19 protein-coding genes and 4 pseudogenes are annotated in these 17,985 nt (G+C 74.7%); 9 read left to right on the plus strand and 14 right to left on the minus strand.

From position 1 onward, the window contains the following. Window positions 1-212: pseudogene (locus RM780_RS21370) on the minus strand (hypothetical protein); the annotation flags it as partial. 128 nt (window positions 213-340) lie between these two features. Between RM780_RS21370 and RM780_RS21375 the strand changes: the two are divergent. The 5 genes and pseudogenes from RM780_RS21375 to RM780_RS21395 all read left to right on the plus strand — a co-directional run bounded on the left by RM780_RS21375 (window position 341) and on the right by RM780_RS21395 (window position 3,601). After that, window positions 341-1,582, plus strand: coding sequence for a helix-turn-helix domain-containing protein (locus RM780_RS21375; protein WP_311632452.1), 1,242 nt, complete (start codon window positions 341-343; stop codon window positions 1,580-1,582). A 108-nt stretch (window positions 1,583-1,690) separates the two neighbouring features. Beyond that, window positions 1,691-2,269: an HD domain-containing protein gene (locus RM780_RS21380; RefSeq protein ID WP_311632453.1), complete on the plus strand. Its 579-nt coding sequence runs from the start codon at window positions 1,691-1,693 to the stop codon at window positions 2,267-2,269. A 118-nt stretch (window positions 2,270-2,387) separates the two neighbouring features. After that, a pseudogene (locus RM780_RS21385) lies at window positions 2,388-2,771 on the plus strand (hypothetical protein). 44 nt (window positions 2,772-2,815) lie between these two features. Then, a complete protein-coding gene (locus RM780_RS21390) occupies window positions 2,816-2,977 on the plus strand; it encodes a hypothetical protein (RefSeq protein ID WP_311632454.1) in 162 nt (53 codons plus the stop codon). Window positions 2,978-3,055: 78 nt separating this feature from the next. Further along, window positions 3,056-3,601, plus strand: coding sequence for a hypothetical protein (locus RM780_RS21395; protein ID WP_311632455.1), 546 nt, complete (start codon window positions 3,056-3,058; stop codon window positions 3,599-3,601). A gap of 24 nt (window positions 3,602-3,625) precedes the next feature. Here RM780_RS21395 and RM780_RS21400 read toward each other — a convergent pair whose 3' ends face one another. The 3 genes from RM780_RS21400 to RM780_RS21410 form a co-directional block, all read right to left on the minus strand. Next, complete coding sequence (locus RM780_RS21400; RefSeq protein ID WP_311632456.1) at window positions 3,626-4,462, minus strand: SDR family oxidoreductase; 837 nt, start codon at window positions 4,460-4,462, stop codon at window positions 3,626-3,628. 123 nt (window positions 4,463-4,585) lie between these two features. Continuing rightward, window positions 4,586-5,269 carry a histidine phosphatase family protein gene (locus tag RM780_RS21405; protein WP_311632457.1) on the minus strand — a complete coding sequence of 228 codons (684 nt, stop codon included), beginning with the start codon at window positions 5,267-5,269 and terminating at the stop codon, window positions 4,586-4,588. Between the two features lie 51 nt (window positions 5,270-5,320). Beyond that, complete coding sequence (locus RM780_RS21410) at window positions 5,321-6,538, minus strand: DUF418 domain-containing protein (RefSeq protein ID WP_311632458.1); 1,218 nt, start codon at window positions 6,536-6,538, stop codon at window positions 5,321-5,323. Window positions 6,539-6,879: 341 nt separating this feature from the next. Here RM780_RS21410 and RM780_RS21415 point away from each other — a divergent pair, with 341 nt between their 5' ends. Both RM780_RS21415 and RM780_RS21420 read left to right on the plus strand, forming a co-directional pair. Next, complete coding sequence (locus tag RM780_RS21415; protein ID WP_311632459.1) at window positions 6,880-7,539, plus strand: response regulator transcription factor; 660 nt, start codon at window positions 6,880-6,882, stop codon at window positions 7,537-7,539. 101 nt (window positions 7,540-7,640) lie between these two features. Continuing rightward, window positions 7,641-8,786 carry a sensor histidine kinase gene (locus tag RM780_RS21420; protein ID WP_311632494.1) on the plus strand — a complete coding sequence of 382 codons (1,146 nt, stop codon included), beginning with the start codon at window positions 7,641-7,643 and terminating at the stop codon, window positions 8,784-8,786. Between the two features lie 186 nt (window positions 8,787-8,972). Here RM780_RS21420 and RM780_RS21425 read toward each other — a convergent pair whose 3' ends face one another. The 6 genes and pseudogenes from RM780_RS21425 to RM780_RS21450 all read right to left on the minus strand — a co-directional run bounded on the left by RM780_RS21425 (window position 8,973) and on the right by RM780_RS21450 (window position 14,270). Then, the gene (locus RM780_RS21425; protein ID WP_311632460.1) at window positions 8,973-9,737 is read right to left on the minus strand and encodes a transglycosylase SLT domain-containing protein; all 765 of its coding nucleotides are present in this window, start codon (window positions 9,735-9,737) and stop codon (window positions 8,973-8,975) included. Between the two features lie 224 nt (window positions 9,738-9,961). Then, on the minus strand, window positions 9,962-11,500 hold the full coding sequence (locus RM780_RS21430; protein WP_311632495.1) for an FGGY-family carbohydrate kinase: 1,539 nt from the start codon (window positions 11,498-11,500) through the stop codon (window positions 9,962-9,964). 38 nt (window positions 11,501-11,538) lie between these two features. Beyond that, window positions 11,539-12,462, minus strand: coding sequence for an L-fucose/L-arabinose isomerase family protein (locus tag RM780_RS21435; RefSeq protein ID WP_311632461.1), 924 nt, complete (start codon window positions 12,460-12,462; stop codon window positions 11,539-11,541). A gap of 217 nt (window positions 12,463-12,679) precedes the next feature. Next, window positions 12,680-12,955, minus strand: a pseudogene (locus RM780_RS21440) (fucose isomerase); the annotation flags it as partial. Next, a complete protein-coding gene (locus RM780_RS21445; RefSeq protein ID WP_311632462.1) occupies window positions 12,895-13,731 on the minus strand; it encodes a type 2 periplasmic-binding domain-containing protein in 837 nt (278 codons plus the stop codon). The gene RM780_RS21445 and the pseudogene RM780_RS21440, both read right to left, overlap by 61 nt. Then, window positions 13,728-14,270 (minus strand): ABC transporter substrate-binding protein, encoded by a 543-nt coding sequence (locus tag RM780_RS21450; protein ID WP_311632463.1) that lies wholly within the window; start codon window positions 14,268-14,270, stop codon window positions 13,728-13,730. Before RM780_RS21450 ends, RM780_RS21445 begins: the two co-directional genes overlap by 4 nt. A 106-nt stretch (window positions 14,271-14,376) precedes the next feature. Between RM780_RS21450 and RM780_RS21455 the strand changes: the two genes are divergently transcribed. Continuing rightward, a complete protein-coding gene (locus RM780_RS21455; RefSeq protein WP_311632465.1) occupies window positions 14,377-14,568 on the plus strand; it encodes a LacI family DNA-binding transcriptional regulator in 192 nt (63 codons plus the stop codon). Then, window positions 14,565-15,398: a substrate-binding domain-containing protein gene (locus RM780_RS21460; protein WP_311632467.1), complete on the plus strand. Its 834-nt coding sequence runs from the start codon at window positions 14,565-14,567 to the stop codon at window positions 15,396-15,398. The genes RM780_RS21455 and RM780_RS21460 overlap by 4 nt, the downstream gene beginning before the upstream one ends. On the opposite strand, the gene RM780_RS21465 is transcribed toward RM780_RS21460, so the two are convergent. The 4 genes and pseudogenes from RM780_RS21465 to rpmG all read right to left on the minus strand — a co-directional run bounded on the left by RM780_RS21465 (window position 15,382) and on the right by rpmG (window position 17,929). Next, complete coding sequence (locus tag RM780_RS21465) at window positions 15,382-15,717, minus strand: hypothetical protein (RefSeq protein ID WP_311632497.1); 336 nt, start codon at window positions 15,715-15,717, stop codon at window positions 15,382-15,384. The two genes, RM780_RS21460 and RM780_RS21465, sit on opposite strands and share 17 nt — an antisense overlap. A 472-nt stretch (window positions 15,718-16,189) precedes the next feature. Next, window positions 16,190-16,771: pseudogene (locus tag RM780_RS21470) on the minus strand (histidine kinase); the annotation flags it as partial. Window positions 16,772-16,903: 132 nt separating this feature from the next. Beyond that, a complete protein-coding gene (locus RM780_RS21475; RefSeq protein WP_311632468.1) occupies window positions 16,904-17,608 on the minus strand; it encodes an SIMPL domain-containing protein in 705 nt (234 codons plus the stop codon). 156 nt (window positions 17,609-17,764) lie between these two features. Next, entirely contained in the window at window positions 17,765-17,929 is a 165-nt protein-coding gene (gene rpmG, locus RM780_RS21480; protein ID WP_311632469.1) for a 50S ribosomal protein L33, read from the minus strand. Between the last annotated feature and the right edge of the window lie 56 nt (window positions 17,930-17,985).

The following is a 17,985-nucleotide window of genomic DNA, read 5'->3' on the forward strand; positions in this document are numbered from 1 at the left end:
CCCACGACCCCCACCGGAACCAGCCAGCACAAGGTCCCCGCCCCCTGGTCCTCCACCACCCCCGCCGACACCAACCCCAACTCCGCCAACGCCCGCTCCCCGTCCACCGCGAGCACCCGCACCGCATCGAACCACCGCCCACAGGGCAGCGTTTCCACACCGCGCTGGATGGACGCGAGCCACGTCGGCCATTCGACCGAAGATTCCGTCATTTCCGTTCCGCCTCGCACTCGCCTTCCTCGTGACGTAAAAGTCAACGATCGTGCACACAGGGGCGGCAGGGGCCGCCCAGGCGGCCACGTGTCGTCCCGTTGTCGGCCGGAAGCGGTGGTGGAAGCGCATGCACGACGGCGAGCGCATCAAGGAAGCGCGCGAGCGGCTGGGGCTCAGCCAGGACCAGCTCTCCCGCGAGCTGGCCACATCCGCCGGCTGCCGCCCCGCGGACGGCCCCGGCCGCAACCAGGTCCACCGCTGGGAGAAGGGCAAGCGCCGCCCGAGGATGTGGCGTCGGCACCTGGAGAGCGTGCTCGGCATCGATCTCCACGAGGGGCGCGGTCACACCATCCTTCCGGCGGGTACCTCTACCGAAGAAGGGATGGTGCCTGTGGATCGACGTCAGTTCATCGGTGCGGGTGCGGTGGCCGGAGTGGCGGTGTCCGCGCCGCAGGCCGCCGGGGCAGGGCGGCGGATCGGGCGGGCGGACGTCGCGCGTTTCGCCCAACGCGTCGCCGACCTGAGGCGGCTGGACGATTACGCGGGCGGGGCCAGCGTGTACCCGATGGTGACCCGCGAGATCGGGCACCTCTCCGCCCTGGCCACGAACGGCAGTTACACCGAGGTGGTGGGCCGGGCGCTGCTCTCCACGCTGGGTGAGCTGTACCAGTTCGCCGCGTGGACGGCCTTCGACGCGGAACGCACGCAGGACGCCCGCCGTCTGTCGCTGCTGGCGGCGAACGCCGCGAACCAGGCGGGGAACCACCCGCTGGCCGCCACCGCCCTCTCCGAACTCTCGTACGTGACCGCTTCCTCCGACAGCCCGGCCGAGGGGGTGGCCATGGCCCGCGCCTCCCTGGCGAACGCCCCGGCCGACGTGCTCCCGGCCGTGCGCGTCGTCCTCGCGGACCGCCTGGCCTGGGCCTGCGCGCGCACGGGCGACGCGGCGGGGGCAGAGCGGGCGTTGGGCACCTCGGAGGACGCCCACGACCGACGGGACCCGGCCGCGGCCGAGGAGCCGGACTCGGTCTACTGGATCAACCGCGACGAGTCGCGGATCATGGCCGGCCGGGTATGGGCCGAACTGCGCCGCCCCGAGCGGGCCGTGCCTGTTCTCGAAGCGCTCACCGCGCCCTACGACGACACGCACGCCCGTGAACTCGCCCTCTACACCTGCTGGCTGGCCGGCGCGCACCTCTCGGCGGGCGACCTTGACCGCGCCACCGCCGCCGCCCTGCGGGCCTTCGAGCTGTCCCGCGGCACCGCCTCGCCCCGCACCGACGCCCTCCTGCGCGCCCTGCTCACCGACTTCGAGCCCCACCGCGACAACCGCCAGGTCAACGACCTCCTGACCCACGCCGCCGCCTGAGGAGCCCCGCCCCGCATGTCGCCCATCGAACCTGTCACTCAGCCCGCCGGTTGCGCCGTGGCATCGCCTACCCGGCGTGCCTCGCTCGGCCTTTAGAAGGGGTGCCGTATGGATGACGAGGACGGGCACGCCCGGGGCACCGCCGGGTATTTGCGGGAGCTGGGCGTGCTGAAGCGGGCCAAGCGCAGCGGCTGGTGGATCGTCGGGGTCAAGGACCCGGAGACGATCGCCGAGCACAGCTTCAGGACCGCCGCGATCGGGGCGGTGCTGGCGTTGATGGAGGGGGCCGACCCGGCGAAGGTCGCGCTGCTGTGCACCTTCCACGACACGCAGGAGACGCGCGTCGGCGACATCCCCTGGATCGGCCGCCGCTACCTGAAGGCGGCCCGCAACGAGGACGTCACCGCCGACCAACTGGCCGACGCCCACCCCGCCGTCGTCGCCGGCATCCAGGCACTCGTCGCCGAGTACGAGACCGGCGACTCCCTGGAGGTCCGCGTGGCCCACGACGCCGACAAGCTGGAGTGCGTGATCCAGGCCCTCGAATACCTCGAACAGGGCTACCCCAACGCCCGCGAGTGGGTCGACACCACCCGCACCAAGCTCCGCACACCCTCGGCCCGAGCCCTCGCGGACGCCGCCGAGACCATGTCCTCCACCGACTGGCAGCGCACGTACCTGCCGTAGCCCTCGCTCGGTAGGACCGATCGCTCGTCTCCCGGAGCGGTCGCTTCGTGACGTACAGTCAACGGCCAGGTCAACGACCTCCTGTTCTTCCGTGCCGCCGCCTGAGGAGACGCCCCGCATGCCGCCCATCGAACCCGGCCGTACCTTCCGTGAAGCGTGGATCGCCGGAGTCCGCACCCACTTCCCCGGCGAGCCCAAGCCCGGGTACGTCGCGCCGTAGGAGGACACCCCGGACTGGGAACGCCGGGCCGCTGCCGCCGTCGAGCAGCAGATCGCCGCGTTCGTCACGGCCTCCGACGGCGCGACGACCCGCCTCAGCCGCGAGCAGAGGGGCCGCTTCGTCGCCCTGTGCTGGATCGCCCAGATCCACAAGCACTTCGAGGCCCCCAAGCCCAGCTACACCGCCGACTGGGACGACCTCCCCGCCTGGCAACGCGCCACCGACGCGGGCATCTTCGAGGCCATCGAGCGCCAGAGTTTGACGCCGCCCGTCGCCCCGTGATCCCACCGGCGTCGGCGCCTCGGCCCCACGGATAGGCTCCCCGCTTGATCTCCCCTGGAAGACATCCGAAGAAGGACATCCAGAAGGCCCTGGACGAAGCGCGCAACGCCGGCCTGGCCGTCGAGTACTGCAAGGACGGCCACCGCTGGGGATGGGTCATCTGCTGCGGCTGCAAGGCCAAGGAGGTGGTGCACGGGGACGCCTAGGAGCACGGGGACTGAGGCCAAGCGGATTCGTGAGTTCATCAACCGGCACAAGGGCCACTGAGACGATAACGGGACGACATGACCGACTGGGAATTCACGCTGGTCCTCAACCGGCAGCTCACAGACGACGACGCCGAGGTGCTGGCGGTCACGGACGATCCGCTGTTCGCGGACGGATCTGTCTCCTACACCGTCGGGGGCGACGAGCCGTGTCGCTGTGCCTGCAACGTCGAGGCGCCGACCGTGCTGGAGGCCGTCGCGCGGGCGAGCGCGTCCGTGCGGGGGGTCCTGCCGGGTCTCTACCCGGTCCGGGTCGAGAACGGCGCGGCCGTGACGCTCGCCGAGGCGGCCGAGCGCGCCCACCGGACGCCGCAGGAACTTTCGGACTTGGCGGAGAGCGGCGGCGGTCTTCCCGAACCGCTCTGGGTCACTGAGGGCGCGGCGACCTACTCGTGGCCGGGGATCGTCGCGGTCCTGCGCGCTGCGGGCGTGGAGGTCGCCAACGCGCCGCGCGGTCTGCGGGCGGCCGACCTGCTCGTGCGTGCCGCCGCCGAAGCGACGGCCCTTGGCGTTCCGGCCTCCGTCTTGGAACTGCTGACAGGGTGGCGGCTCAGGGAGGACTAGGCGGCGGCGCCGCGCAACGGCACCTCAGAGAATCGGCCGTCCCCCTGTCACCGCCAGGCGCGCGCCGGAGGTGTAGCTGGATTCGTCGGAGGCCAGCATCACGTAGACCGGGGCCAGTTCGGCGGGTTGGCCGGGGCGGCCGAGGGGGGTGTTGCGGCCGAAGGACTCCATGTGTTCGGGGGGCATCGTGGAGGGGATCAGGGGGGTCCAGACCGGGCCGGGGGCCACGCTGTTGACGCGGATGCCGCGGCTGCCGATCAACTGGGCCAGTGCGGCGGTGAAGTTGGCGATGCCTGCCTTGGTCACGTCGTAGGGCAGGAGCGTGGGGGAGGGCGTATCGGAGTTCACCGACGTGGTGTTGATGATGGAGGCGCCGGACTCCATGTGCGGCAGGGCCGCCTTGCAGAGGTGGAACATCGCGCTGAGGTTCGTGGCCAGCGTGCGGTCCCACTCCTCGTCGGGGATGTCCTCCAGGTTCGCGTAAGTGCGCTGCATGGCCGCGTTGTTGACGAGCACGTCGAGGTGGCCGAACTCGCCCACCGCCCGGTCGATCACCTCGCGGCAGTGCGCGGGGTCCGTGAGGTCGCCGGACACGGGGACGGCCTTCCGGCCGGCCTCGGAGACCCAGTGGGCCGTCTCCTGGGCGTCCTCCTCCTCGTCCAGGTAGGAGATGAGCACGTCCGCGCCCTCGCGGGCGAAGGCGATGGCCACCGCACGGCCGATGCCGCTGTCGCCGCCGGTGACGACCGCGGCCTTGCCGGCCAGGCGGCCGGAGCCGGTGTAGCTCTCCTCGCCGTGGTCGGGCACCGGCCGCATCGCGGCGGTCGTTCCCGGCGGGCGCTGCTGCTGGCGTTCGGGCATGACGGTCCTCCTCGGCTCGGGCGCCGGCGCCCCGCAGGGAACGGCCCCGCAGGGGACAAGCGCTCCGATCCACGGTCGCAGCACCCGGCGAAGACCGCAAAAGCGGGCAGAAGAGGGAAGCCGTCAGCGATACGTGAGAAGGGGCCGCCGTTCCCCCGCGAAGTGCGCGTGGTCGTTGAACGCCAGCAGCGACAGGCCGGAACGCCCGGAGGTGACCGTGGTGATCCCGGCGTTCGCCGCCACGCGGTTGAGGGCGACGACGCCCGACGGGCCGGCGCCCAGCAGGCCCGAGCAGAGCGCGGCCACCACGCCCGCCGAGGTGACCACCACCGCGTCGCGCCCCGCGCCCAGACCCTCCGAGAGCTCGCGCAGCGCCGCGAGGGCCGCCCCCGAGAAGGCGGGCCAGCCCTCCGGGCCGGGCGCGGCCTCCGCGACCCACGCGCCGAGGGCGGCGTCCAGCGCGGTCTGCAACGACCGGTTCGCCGCCGCGAGCCCCGGACCGGACTCGGGAGGCTCGGCGTCCAGGGCTGTGGCGGCGTACGCGGTGAGCAGCCGCAGGTGGTCGTACTCGTCCCAGCGGGCATCGGTGCGCGCCGGCCCCGCGAACCCGGCGGCCTTGGCCAGCAGCTCGGCCGTGTCCCGCTGCCGCCGCAGCGTCCCGCAGACCAGCAGCGGGTCGCGGAGGCCGCGCCGCCCCAGCTCGGCGCCCACGGCCGTCGCCTGCTCGCGCCCGGGGTCGGAGAGCACGTCGTAGTCCGCGGCGCCGAAGGACGCCTGGCCGTGGCGGACGAGGTGGATGACGGGCATGGCTTCCCTCCCAGGCGGCTGCCCCACCCTACCCACGCTGCTGAGCAATGCTCAACAGCCGGGCGGCCCGGCGGGGAGCGCGGCCCCCCGCCGCGCCCCGGAGCCCACGGCCGCCGTCGCCCGGTGCATCAGGTACTCCAGCGGCCCCCGCCGGAAGCGCCGCCGCCACAGCAGCGCGAACCCGCAGGCCACCGCCACGAACGCAAGCAGCACGCGCAGCGGATAGCCGTCCAGCTCCTCAAGACCGAGCACCGCGATCAGCAGGACGTGCAGCCCGTACGCGGTCAGCGACATCGCCCCCACGGCGATCAGAGGCGCGGCCACCCGCCGGGCCGCCGCCCATCGGTCCAGCGCCAGCAGCGCCCCGGCGATCACCGCCACGGCCACCCCCGCGTTCCCCACCACCGAGAACGTCGTCTGGCTGTGCGGCGCCCCGACCAGCAGCCAACCGGGCTCGTTGGCGTAGCCGGACCAGTTCACCCCGGAGTCCGACCACCACGCCTGCGCCGAGCCGGTGGCCGAGGCGACCCCGGGCGCGTGGCGCAACGCCAGCCACGACCCGCCGTAGCCCAGCACCGCCAGCCCCGCGCCCAGGGCCAGCAGCCGCGGGCGCAGCGCGGGGGAGAAGCCGAGCCGCGCCAGGGCCATGCCCAGAAGGACGAACGGCAGCCAGGTCAGCGCGGGATAGTCGCCGGTGATCAGCAGCTCCAGCAGCCCGTCCCCGCTCCAGCGGTACAGCGGGTCGAACGAGGCGAACGTCCCCCACCAGCCCCGGTAGTCCCCGTCGGCGTCGTACGCCGCCCGGCTGAGCACCATCAGCAGCGGCGGCCCGGCCAGCGCCCCGGCGGCGGCGAGCAGCGCCAGGGCCCCCGCCCCCAGCCGCAGCAGCGGCAACGCCAGAAGGAAGTACAGGCCGTAGTAGGCGAGGATCACCACCACGGGCGTGCTGGAGGCGGTCAGCGCGGTGCCCAGGGCGAGGAGGATGACCGCGCGGACGGCGATCCGGATCAGCGCGGCCCGGCCGGGACGCCGCCCCGGGACCCGCGCCCCGCCCGCCAGCAGCACCAGCGTGACGCCCGCCAGCACCGCGAACAGCGCCGAGGAACGCCCGTGTGCCAGCTCCATCACGAAGCCCGTGACCCCGCCCGTCTCGTCCGGCATCGGCCCCACGTGCGCCGCGTACATCCCGAACACCGCGAGCCCCCGCGCCAGATCGAGCCCGGCCAGCCGGGCCGTTCCGGGCCCGGGGGCGGGCATGCCCCCCGACACGCCCGCCCCTGCGGCATCCGGCCCGGCCCCGCGCGCGGGAGCGTCCTCCGGCGGCATGACGGAACCGCCGGAAGAGGGCTGCCGGAGAGGCTCTCCCCGGTGCTGCGCGGCACCCGCCGCGGCGTGCTGGGTCATGGCTCCAGATTCCGGGCTGCGCGGGCCGCCGCCCATCCGGCAGACTTCCACCTGCACCCCGCCGACCGGCGGGGATGTCCCCCGCCGGTCGGCGATTCGGCCCCCGGAACGGCCGCCCGCAGGGGCGTGGGAACGCCCGCGGCAAGGGCCGCCGGAACGCCGCGGCGCGGGGACGGCACGGCGAGCGGGGACCGGGTGGGGCACGGGTGATCCGGGTAGTGGTGGTGGACGACGAGGCACTGGTCCGCACCGGCTTCCAGCACATACTCAACGCGGCACAGGGCATCGAGGTGGTGGCCGCCGTGCCCGGCGGCCGGGCGGTCGCCACCGTCCGGGACGCCAGACCCGACGTGGTGCTGCTGGACATCCGGATGCCCGACGTGGACGGCCTGACCGTACTCGCCGGGATCAGAGCGCTGCCCGACCCGCCGGTGGTGGCGATGCTGACCACCTTCGACACCGACGCCCACATCGCCGCCGCGCTGCGCTCGGGCGCCTCCGGCTTCCTGCTGAAGGACACTGATCCCGAGCAACTCCCGCACCTGCTCCGGACGTTGGCGGAGGGCGACGCGGTGCTCTCCCCGCAGGTGACCAGGACGGTCGTCGCCGGCTACCTGGGCGGCGCCGAGGACGCGCCCGCCGCGCGCCGGCTGGCCCGGCTGACCGAGCGGGAGCGCGCGGTCCTGGTGCGCGTCGCCGAGGGGCTGTCCAACGCCGACATCGGCGCCCGCCTGCACCTGAGCCCCGGCACGGTGAAGGACCACGTCAGCGCGATCCTGGCCAAGCTGGAGGTCGGCACCCGCGTGCAGGCGGCCCTCCTCGCGGAACGCGGCGGCCTGCTGCGCCCGCCCGGGAGGACCCCGTGAGCGCCGCCCCGCCGGGCGAGACGGGCGACGCGGGCGAGGGCGGCCGAGCGGCCGGCGCCGCCGGGACCGCACGCCCCTGGACCCGCCGCGTTCCCCAGCCGGTGGTGGACGCGATCGTCGTGGCGCTGGTCCTGGCGGACGTGCGGGTCACCGCGTGGACCGAGGAGCCCCGGCCGATGGCCTGGGCCCTGCTCGCCGCCGCGGCCATCCCGCTGCGCCGCCGCCTGCCGCGCCTCGTCTTCGCCCTGACGCTCCCCTCCACCCTGATGTCCTACGCGGTGATGGCGGGGCTCTTCGCGCTTTACACCCTCGCCTCCCTCACCCGGGGCCGCGTCGTCCTGGCCCTGGCGACCGCCGCCTACGCCGCCTGCTACGCGCTGCCCTGGCCGCTGCCCCCCGACCCCGGCGACTGGACGACCGCCGCGGACGTGGGCTATTCGCTGGGGCTGGCCGCCGCGCCGCTCTCCCTCGGGCTGATGGTGCAGGCACGACGCGACCTCGCGCTGCGGCTGGAGGAGGTCACCGAGGCACGGGCGCAGGAGCGGCGCCTGCTGTCCCAGCGGGTGCTGGCGGAGGAACGCGCCCGCCTGGCGCGGGAGATGCACGACGTGGTCTCGCACCAGGTCAGCCTCATCGCGGTGCGCTCCGGCGCGCTCCAGGTCAGCACGGACGACGCGGAGACCCGCGAGGCGGCGCGCACGATCCGCCGCCTGAGCGTGCGGACCCTGGAGGAGCTGCGGCACATGGTCGGCGTGCTGCGTTCGGGAGAGGCGGGGGAGGGGCACGGCCCGCCGCCCGAGCTGACGCCGCAGCCGACGCTCGCCGGGCTGCCCCAGCTCGTGGCCGACTGCGGCATCGACGCCGCCCTTGAGGTGGACCTGCCCGGCGACCCGCCGGGCGCCGGGCTCCCGGCCCCGGTGCAGCGGGCGGTGTACCGCACGGTGCAGGAGGCGCTGACGAACGTCCGCAAGCACGCGCCGGGCGCCCGCGCCGCCGTCCGGGTCGGGACGGCGGACGGCACCGTCCGCGTCACGGTCACCAACACCGCCCCCACCCGGCCCACGCTCGTGCTGCCCAGCGCCCGCGTCGGCCTGGTCGGGCTGCGGCAGCGCGCCCAACTCCTCGGCGGCACCCTGGAGTCCGGCCCCCAGGCCGGCGGATACCGCCTGACCCTGGCCGTCCCGGCCACGCTGTCCCCCACGCCCGGGGGAACGCCCGGCGGAGCGCCACCGGGAACGCCGGCCTGAACACCGGCCTGGGGCCGGACCGGGCCGGAACGCCGGCCGGAACGCCGAACGCCCGGGCAGCCGCGGAGCGAAACTCCGGGGCCGCCCGGGCGCGGATGAGGGGGTCGGGGCGGCCCGCGGGCGGCGCGAGAGCCGCGCCGCGGGCGTTCACCACCGGGCCGTCACGGCCGGGCCGTCAGGCCCGGATCAGTAGGCACCCCACACGTTGTCCATCGAGCCGTACCGGTCGGCCGCGTAGTTGCAGGCGGCGACGATGTTCGCCACCGGGTCGTAGGGGTCGTACTTCGTCCCCTCGACGTGGTAGGCCGCGAAGGTCGGGTCGATGACCTGGAGCAGCCCCTTGGAGGGGATGCCGTTCTGGGCGTTGATGTCCCACAGGTTGATCGCCTGGGGGTCGCCGCTGGACTCGCGGATGATGTTGCGGTGGATGCCCTCGTAGGAGCCGGGTATCCCGTGCTCGTCCATGACGGCCATGGCCTCGCGGATCCAGCCGTCGAGGTTGTCCGGGTACTCCGGCTCCTCCTCGGCGGCCTCCTCCTCCGGCTTCTCGGGCGCCAGGGCCTCGTCGCCCTCCTCCGCGGACTCCTCGGCGGCCTCCGCCCCGGACTCCTCGTCCTCGGCGGGTTCCGCCTCCGTCTCGGACTTCTCGGACCCGGCCTCGCCGGTATCCGTATCGGACTCCTCGTCCGTCTCCTCGGTGAGGAGGAACGGCTTGCCGCCGAGGCCGTCGGGGATGGCGTGGGCGACCCCGCCCTGGGCGTCGAGGGTGAACGCCACCGGCGAGGCGGTCGGCTCGGCGACCCGCGCGGGGGCTGCCGGCCCGGCCGTCGCGGCCTGGGCGCTGCCGGGGGCCAGTGCGGCGGCCAGCGCCGCGGCTCCGAGGGCGGCGACGCCGAGAGCGGCCCTGCGGGTCCGGGTGGGACGAGGGCCAAGGGTGCTGATCACGGGCATGCGGGACGTACCTCGTTCAATCACTCGCAAACGGGAGAAGTGCCGCGACTGCGGCGACGCCCATTGTTAGCGGGTGATTCCCGGCGCTCCAAGGGCGGGACCTACGAGCGGGCCCCGTAGCCGGGAGGCCCGCCGAAGGGCCCGGCCCGGCCGCCCCGGCGGGCCCGCCGACCGCGCCCCGCTCCTAATCCCGTTCGTAGGTGAGAGCCCTCACGTGCCCCGCCTCACAGCCCGGCCGCCCCCGCCGCACCGTGCGTAGTCGATCCGGCGCGCTCCGCGTCCGCGCGCTGCCGGGCCGCCAGCACGTTCGCCGCGGCCCGCGTGGCCGGGTACAGCTCCCGGTACAGCCCGTACAGCTCCTCGTAGACCCCGCCCAGCGACGGGTCGGGCTCCACGGTCTCCCGGACCGGGTTCCAGGAGGCGATGTCCCCGGCCCGCGCCCGGCCCGTGCCCACCGCCGCGAGGAAGGCGTCCCCGTAGGCCGCGCCGATGGTGTGCCGCGGCACCTGCTGCGGGCGGCCGGTCACGTCCGAGACGATCCGCGTCCACAGCTCCCGCGCCCCGCCGCCCACCGCGACCAGCCGCCGGGCCTCGCCGCCCGCCCGCGCCATCGCCTCCAGGTTGTGCCGCACGCCGAAGGCCGTCCCCTCCAGCGCGGCCCGGTAGAGGTGCCCGCGGCCGTGCCGCAGCGTGAGGCCGTGGATCAGGCCCCGCGCGTCGGGGTCGAACAGCGGCGTGCGCTCGCCCGCGAAATAGGGGAGCATCACCAGCCCCTCCGCGCCCGGGGCGACGGCCGCGGCCTCCTCCACCAGCGTTCCGTAGGGCGTTCCCGTGACGTCCCGCAGCCAGCCCGTCACGGCTCCGGAGGTGGCCATCCCGGCGGCCAGCGAGAACGTCCCCGGGAACGCGCCGCGCGTGGACCACAGCTCGCGGCTGGGCACGGGCGCCTCCACGACGTTGACCAGGAACATCGTGGTGCCGTACATCAGCATCAGGTCGCCCGGCGAGGTCACCCCGACCGCCGTGGCCTCCGCCCAGGCGTCGATGGTGCCCGCGACCACGGGCGTTCCCGGCGGCAGGCCGGTCTCGGCCGCCGCGGCCGGGGTGATCTCGCCCGCGACCTCCGAGGGCCACAGCAGGCGCGGCCACTCCAGGCCCGGGGCGACCTCCTCGCACCACTCCTCGATCCACCCGCCGCCGCGCAGGTCGTACAGCGGGTCGCACTGGCTGGCCGAGTGGTGGTCGAGGACGTAGGCCCCGGTCAGCCGGTGCACGAGGTAGGAGCCGGCCATCATCCAGCGGCGGGTGCGCGCCCACACCGCCGGCTCCTCCTCCCGCAGCCACGCCAGCTTCGGCCCCACGGCCTGGCTGGTCAGCGGCGACCCGGCGCGGGCCAGCACCCGCTCCTCCCCGAAGCGGTGCCGCTGGGCGGCGATCTGCCGCCCGGCGCGGGTGTCCACGCCGTAGAGGACGGCCGGGCGCAGCGGGCGGCCGTCCGCGTCCACGGGCAGCAGGCACGGCCCGATGCCGCTGACCCCCACGGCCGCCACCCGCTCCCCGGCCGGGGCCGCGGCCAGCAGCTCGGCGGTCAGGGCCGCGAAGTCGGCCCACCACACGGCCTCGGCGTCGTGCTCCACCCAGCCGGGGCGCGGCGTGGCGGTGGCGTGCTCGCGGGCCGCCCGTGCCACGAGCGTTCCGTCGGGGCGTGCCAGGACGCCCTTGGAGGAGGAGGTGCCGATGTCGATGCCGAGGAGCAGGGTCATGGTCGCGGTCCCGAGGGGAGAGGGGTGAACGGCCGGGGTCAGGCGGCGGAGCCGAACCCGTCGTAGCGGATGCCGAGCAGGCGGCACACCGCGCGCAGCTCCTCGACGCGGTCGCCGGGCACGGCGTGGATGTGATTGGAGCCGAAGCGGCCCAGGAACTCGTCCGCCGGGGCGTCGAGCCGGGTGAACGCGTGCGGCCACTCGTAGGTGGAGGCGCGCATCATCCGCTCGTTGGTCTCCTCGTCCCAGCTCTCGAACGCGCCGCGCATCACGTGCATCCGGTACTGCCCGTCCTCCCGCGTCAGCCGGGCGAAGGTGTGCCCGCCCGGGGCCGCCACGTGCTGCACGGAGGCTCCCCCGGCCGGGAAGTAGAACACCTCCGGGTGGAAGTGCACGCGGGAGAGGTTGTGCGCCGGGTCGTCCGAGCGGGCCGCGTACCACGTCGCGTGCTGGCCCGAGTTGCACAGGTCCCACACGTTCTTGTCGGCGTGGTAGTGCCGCACGTCGGCGAAGAGCACCGGGTCGCCGCTGAGCAGCTTGAGGATCTGCATGGTCAGCGCGCCGTCCATGTCCGCCTCCGTGGCGGTCACGTGCGTCTCCTTCGGCCCCTCCCAGTCGTAGGGGTCGTTGAGGAACGCCTCGGCCACGTCCATCGTGCAGAAGTGGGTGGTCAGCTCCGGCTGGCCCTTGATCCCGGAGAAGTCGAGGTTCCACTCCTCGATCAGCTCGCGCATCGCGTAGTAGGCGCGGATCTGCCGCTCCAGCAGCTCGGGGGTGAGCCGGTCGCCGTCGTAGTGCACGCCCCCGGCGTGCTTCTCCAGCCAGGCGCGGGCGGCCGAGACCCGCGCCGGGTCGGCGTTCGCGCTGCGCCGGACGATCTCCCACTGGTCGATCTCCTCGACGTCCACGCCGAACTGCCGCATCCACTGGTCGGTGTTGGCCACGGCCGTGTACATGCCCATGGGCCGGCCGCCGATCCGGCCGAATGTGGAGCCGCGCAGGCGGCTGACGGCGGCCCCGGCCCGGACCTGGGCGAGGATGCGCGCGCGGACGGCCGGGTCCGCCAGGTCGCCCCAGGCCCGGCCGTGGACGCGGCCTATCTGGTCCAGGCCGCCGCCCGGCGAGCATGCCGACCATGCCGGGGAACTGCGGGTCGATGCTGGCCACCAGGAGCAGCGGCCCCGGGGTGGCGTCCGCGGCCAGCATGGTGAAGTGCGGGAAGGTCCACACCGAGTGGTGCAGGATCGTCACGTCCACGTGCCGGTCCGCGAGCCAGCGGGCCTGGCCGGTGGCCAGGGCGTTGCTGCTGACCTGCTCGGGGGCGACGATCACCTCGTGCCCGGCCTCGCGCGGCATCCCGGCCAGCTCGCCGGCGGCGCGGGCGATGTGGCCGGTCACGTCCCGGTGGACGAAGTCGCGGCCGTCGGAGAGGGGCAGCAGGCCGATGCGTGCCATGGGAGGTTCGCTCCTTGCGTTGCGTGGGGGTCCGGGACCTCTACTTGAGGCCGGACGTCTTGACGGACTCGACGATCTGCCGCTGGAAGACGAAGAAGAGGGCCAGCGTCGGGATGGCGGCGACGGTGGCCGCGGCCAGGATGTAGTTCCAGTTCGAGCCGTACTGCGTCATGAAGGACGAGATGCCGAGCTGGACCACGGTCAGGTCCTCGTCGTTGGTGGCCACCAGCGGCCAGGCGAAGACTCGCCCCCTCGTAGCTGCGGATGTAGGCGTCGATGGACTGCGCGGCGCGCTCGGTCGCGCTCTCCACGCCATGGCCGGCGAGCATGACGCCCTGGATGGCGTCGGAGATCGCCTTGTAGACGACCGGCGGATAGCGCGGCTCGGAACGCCCTGCCGGGGCGATCTCGTCACGGAACCGCCGCATCGCCCAGAAGTCGTAGCCGCCCCGCTCGGAGCCCAGCTCCAGCGCGGTGGCGCGCGGCGCGATGTCGGACTTGGCCTCGGTGCACCAGGCGACCATCCGGTCGACCGAGTCCTGCTCGGCCGAGCCCAGCGCCCAGGCGCAGAACTCCGCCGCCGCCTCGGGGTTGCGGCCCTGGGCGTTGGCGCAGAACGACCAGCCGCCCAGCGTCGTCGTGTACTCCCCGCCCGGCGGGGTGGGCAGGCGGAAGAGGCCGTAGCGGAAGTCGGGGGCGTAGGCGGCGAAGCTGGAGACCTGCCAGATGCCCTGCTGCCAGATCGCGACGTTCCCGCCCCGGAAGGCGCTGATCACGTCGCCGGCGGCCGGCAGGTCCGGGGGGCGATGCCCTCGCGGACCGCGTCCTGCCAGAGCTGGAGCGCCTGCCGGGTGCCGCGCGAGTCGAAGGCGACGTTCCCCCGGCGGTCCAGCACCTCGCCGCCGCCCTGCCACATCCACGGGTACCAGGTGACGTTCTGGAAGTAGCCCGGCTGGGTCTCGAAGACCAGCCCGGCGCGGGTGCGGCTGCGCAGCCGGTCCCCGACGTCGAGCATCCGGTCCCAGGTCTCCGGGATGTCGCCCTCCGACAGCCCGGCGCGCTCCCAGGCGTCCACGGAGTAGAACATCGCCAGCGGCTCGGTCTCCATCGGCAGCGCGTAGACGTGCCCGTCCACCCGCCGGGAGTCCAGCGCGGTGCCGAAGTCCTCGATCACCGCGCGGTCCAGGTGCGGGGTGATGTCCTGGAGGACCCCGCCGTTGGAGTAGCGCAGGAAGTCGCCGGGGCTGACCAGGAAGATGTCCGGGCCCTCGCCGGCCGCGAAGGCCGAGGGCAGCCGCCGCGAAAACGATTCCACGCCCCCCTCGCACGTCCCCCGCCCCGTCTGGCACGATGAGGCGCCCTGGCACGACGAAGGGCCGCACCGGAGCGAGGGCGCACCGGACCGAGGGGGTGAACGGCCGGTGACGACCATCCACGACGTGACCCGCGCCGCCGGCGTCTCGCCCGCCACCGTCTCCCGCGTCACCAACGGCAACGCCGCCGTCGACCCCGCCCTGGCCGCCCGCGTCCGCGAGGCCATGCGCCGCCTGGACTACCGCCCCAACACCGCCGCCCGCAGGCGCGCCGCACCCGCAGCGACCTGTGGGCCGTGATCATCTCGGACATCGACAACGCCTTCTTCACCTCCCTGGTCCGGGGCATCGAGGACGTGGCCCGCCCCGCCGGGCTCTCCGTCGTCCTGTGCAACAGCGACGAGGACCCCGCCAAGGAGGGCCGCTACGTCTCCGCCGTCCTCGCCGAGCGGATGGCCGGCGTCGTCCTCTCCCCGTGCGCCCGCTCCCCGCACGCCGCCCGGCTGGCCGAGGGCGGCGTCCCCCTGGTCGCGATCGACCGCCCGCTGCCGGGCCCGGACACCCCGGCCGTGGACACCGTCCTGGTGGACAACGAACGCGCCTCCGCCTCGGCCGTGGCCCACCTGCTCGCGGCGGGGTACCGCCGCGTCGCCTGCGTCACCGGCCCCGAGGGCATCCCCACCGCCGACCAGCGCCTGGCCGGCTACCGCGCCGCCCTCGCCGCCGCCGGCCTGCCCGCCGACGAACGCCTCGTCCGCCGCGCCGACTTCCGCGAACGCGGCGGGTACGCCGCCATGGACGCGCTGCTGGACGAGGACCCGGCGCCGGACGCCGTGTTCGCGGCCAACAACCTCATGACGGTCGGCGCCCTGGCCTGCCTCGCCGACCGGAACGTCCCCGTCCCGGCCCGCATGGGCGTGGTCGGCTTCGACGAGATCCCCTGGGCCACCCTGATCGAGCCCGCCCCCACCACCGTCGTTCAGCCCACCTACGACCTCGGCCGCACCGCCGCCGAACTCCTCGCCCAGCGCCTGACCCACCCCGGCCGCGCCCCGGCCACCGTCACCCTGACCACGGGACTGCGCGTCCGCGCCACCTCGGCCGGTCCCGGCCTCACTCCACCAGCGTGACGCTCTCCACCGGGTCGAGCGCGGTGATGGTGACCACCACGTCGATGGGCGCGTTCGACTCGGCGTGCAGCAGGAACTCCACGCCCCCGGCCTCGCCGCCCGGCCGCCCGTGCGGGCCGACGTTCGTCACGTAGACGTTCGGCTCCTGCCCCGGCTCCCCGAGGACGGGCCGCCCCTCGGTCCCGAAGATGCCGCCCGAGAACCGCCACTGGGCGGCCGTGAGCACCACGGCCGACTCCTGCGCGATGGCATCCCAGTTGACGTTGTGCCGCGACCGGCCTTGCCGGCCCCGGTAGAGCATGCGGATGGAACGTGCCACGCCTGCCTCCTCTCCTGCCCCCACCCCCAGCGTGCCGCCCGGCTCGCGCCTCCGCCCGGCGGCGTACGCCGTTCCGGCGACGCGCGCGCCTCACCGAAGGCGGCGCTGCGGCCTGACGGTCCTGGTCGCATACAGGACGGTGTTCGGCTGCATCACGGACCAGTAGCTCGGCCGTGTGGGGGTCGAGGTCCAGCTCGGTGACGGGGCGTCCCTCAGCGTTCTCCGGCAGGGCGAGCAGGCGCCGGGCCTCGTCGTTGGCCAGCAGCAGCCGCCCCTCCTCGCCGACGATGACCACGCCCTCGCGCACGGCGTGCAGCACCGCGTCGTGGTGCTCGTACATCCGCCGCAGCTCGGCCGCGCCCAGGCCGTGCGTCTGGCGCCGCAGCCGGCGGCTGACCAGGGCCGTGCCGCCGGTGACCAGGGCCGTCGCCCCGGCGGCCGTGCCGAGGATGAGCGGCACCTGCGCGCGGACCTGCTCCTGCGTGCGGCTGACGGTGATGCCGACGCCGACCAGGCCCACCACCGTGCCGTCGCGGTCCCGGACGGGCGCCGTGGTGTTCACGGTCTGCCCGAGGGGGGTGTCCACGACGCGGGTGAACGCCCGCCCTTCCAGCGCCTCGCGCAACGACCCCCCTGCGGGCCGGCCGATCTGGTCGGGGTCGGGGTGGGTCCAGCGGATGCCCTCCGGGCTGATGGCGGCGATGTAGTCCAGGCCCGAGGACCTTCGCGCGGCCTCGGCGCTCGACTGGAGCCGGGCGGTGGGGCCCTCCGCGCGCATGGCGGCGGCCGTTCCCGGGGCGTTGGCGAAGGTGTGGGCGCCCACGGCCGAACGGTGGCGCGCGTCGTCCATCACGCAGTCCCGCGCCCGGTGCACCAGCAGGGCCCCGCCCGCCGCGACGAGCAGCAGGACGAGGGCCAGTTGCAGCAGGAAGACCTGGCCCGCGACCGTGCGCACGCCCAGCGCGGAGCGCAGGCGCCGGAGCGCGGCGGGGCGCGGGGGCTCGGGGCCGCTGTCCTCGGGACCCTCGGCGGCTCGGCCGTTTTGCACCGTCATGCCCCATATTTAGCACTGGTGACCGTGTGCGCCGTCGCGCGACGGCGGGGACGGGGTGCGGAGGGGGGTGCGCGGCCGGGTGGTCCCGCCGCGCCCCGGTCGGCCGGGACGCGGCCGGGCGGCGGCGCCGGGCTACAGGACCGGCGGGGTGATGGTGAAGCGCGCGTTGATGCGGGCGAAGACGGACTGGCGGCGCGGTTCGAGGTCGAGGGCCGGGGGCGCGCCCTCGGCCGCTCCCGCCGCACCGCCGAACGCGCGGGCCGGGCCGCTCGCGAGGCCGTAGGCCGGAGCCGGGACCGGGTCGACGCCGATGTCGGCGATGTCGATCAGGCCCGCGAGGTCCGCGCCGACGGCCTGGGCGTACTCGCGGGCGCGGGTGACCGCCTCGCGCACGGCCTGACGCCGGGCCTCCCGGTGGACCGGTGAGTCGGGGCGCAGGCCCCACCACGGCCCGTCCACGCGGGTCAGCTCCAGGTCCGCCAGGCGCGTGACCAGATCGCCCAGGGCCGAGAAGTCCACGAACAGCGCCTGCACATGAACGCGCCCGTGGTACGCCCGTACGCGCTCGCCGCGCCCCTGCCGCAGCTCCGGGCTGAGGCTGAAGGAGCCGGTCTCGATCTTCTCCACCGCCTCCCCGGCAGAGCGCAGCAGCTCCAGCACGGCGTCGTTCCGCCGGGTGAGGTCGGCCAGCGCCGAGCGCCGGTCGGTGCCGCGCGCGGTGACCGTGATGGTGATCCGCGCCGTCTCCGGGTCCACCTCAAGGCGGGCCTCCCCGCGCACGGCGACCCTCGGTGAGGAGGGCGGGGCGTCCTGGGGCGTGGCGTCTTCGCTCGTCATGCCCGCCACCCTGCCAGACCGCCGGGCGACGGCAGAAGCCGTCGCCCGCGCTTCCCAACGCCCGCACCGTCACGCGGAGATGACGCCGCGGGCCGGGACGCTCGGCGCGGCGCGGACCTCCGTGGCGCGGGGGTCGCGGGGGCGGCGGGGCCGGAGTCAGCGCTCCTCGCGGAAGAGGACGTGGCGGCGGGCGACCGGGTCGTACTTGCGCAGGACCAGGCGGTCGGGGTCGTTTCTGCGGTTCTTGCGGGTGACGTAGGTGTAGCCGGTCCCGGCGGTGGAGCGGAGCTTGACGATCGGGCGGAGTTCGTTGCGTGCCATGCTGCTAGTATATGGCAACGATTTTCATTAACGTTAGTCGTGCTCCCGGAGGTGCC

This window comes from Streptomyces boetiae (genome assembly GCF_031845405.1).
GTDB classification, from domain to species: Bacteria; Actinomycetota; Actinomycetes; order Streptomycetales; family Streptomycetaceae; genus Streptomyces; species Streptomyces boetiae.

Excerpts from the sequence above, each read along its gene's own strand:
- RM780_RS21435 (WP_311632461.1), bottom strand. The coding sequence starts at position 12,462 with ATGGGCATGTACACGGCCGTGGCCAACACCGACCAGTGGATGCGGCAG.
- RM780_RS21380 (WP_311632453.1), top strand. The coding sequence starts at position 1,691 with ATGGATGACGAGGACGGGCACGCCCGGGGCACCGCCGGGTATTTGCGG.
- RM780_RS21395 (WP_311632455.1), top strand. The coding sequence starts at position 3,056 with ATGACCGACTGGGAATTCACGCTGGTCCTCAACCGGCAGCTCACAGAC.
- RM780_RS21405 (WP_311632457.1), bottom strand. The coding sequence starts at position 5,269 with ATGCCCGTCATCCACCTCGTCCGCCACGGCCAGGCGTCCTTCGGCGCC.
- RM780_RS21400 (WP_311632456.1), bottom strand. The coding sequence starts at position 4,462 with ATGCCCGAACGCCAGCAGCAGCGCCCGCCGGGAACGACCGCCGCGATG.
- RM780_RS21375 (WP_311632452.1), top strand. The coding sequence starts at position 341 with ATGCACGACGGCGAGCGCATCAAGGAAGCGCGCGAGCGGCTGGGGCTC.
- RM780_RS21425 (WP_311632460.1), bottom strand. The coding sequence starts at position 9,737 with ATGCCCGTGATCAGCACCCTTGGCCCTCGTCCCACCCGGACCCGCAGG.
- RM780_RS21430 (WP_311632495.1), bottom strand. The coding sequence starts at position 11,500 with ATGACCCTGCTCCTCGGCATCGACATCGGCACCTCCTCCTCCAAGGGC.
- rpmG (WP_311632469.1), bottom strand. The coding sequence starts at position 17,929 with ATGGCACGCAACGAACTCCGCCCGATCGTCAAGCTCCGCTCCACCGCC.
- RM780_RS21475 (WP_311632468.1), bottom strand. The coding sequence starts at position 17,608 with ATGACGAGCGAAGACGCCACGCCCCAGGACGCCCCGCCCTCCTCACCG.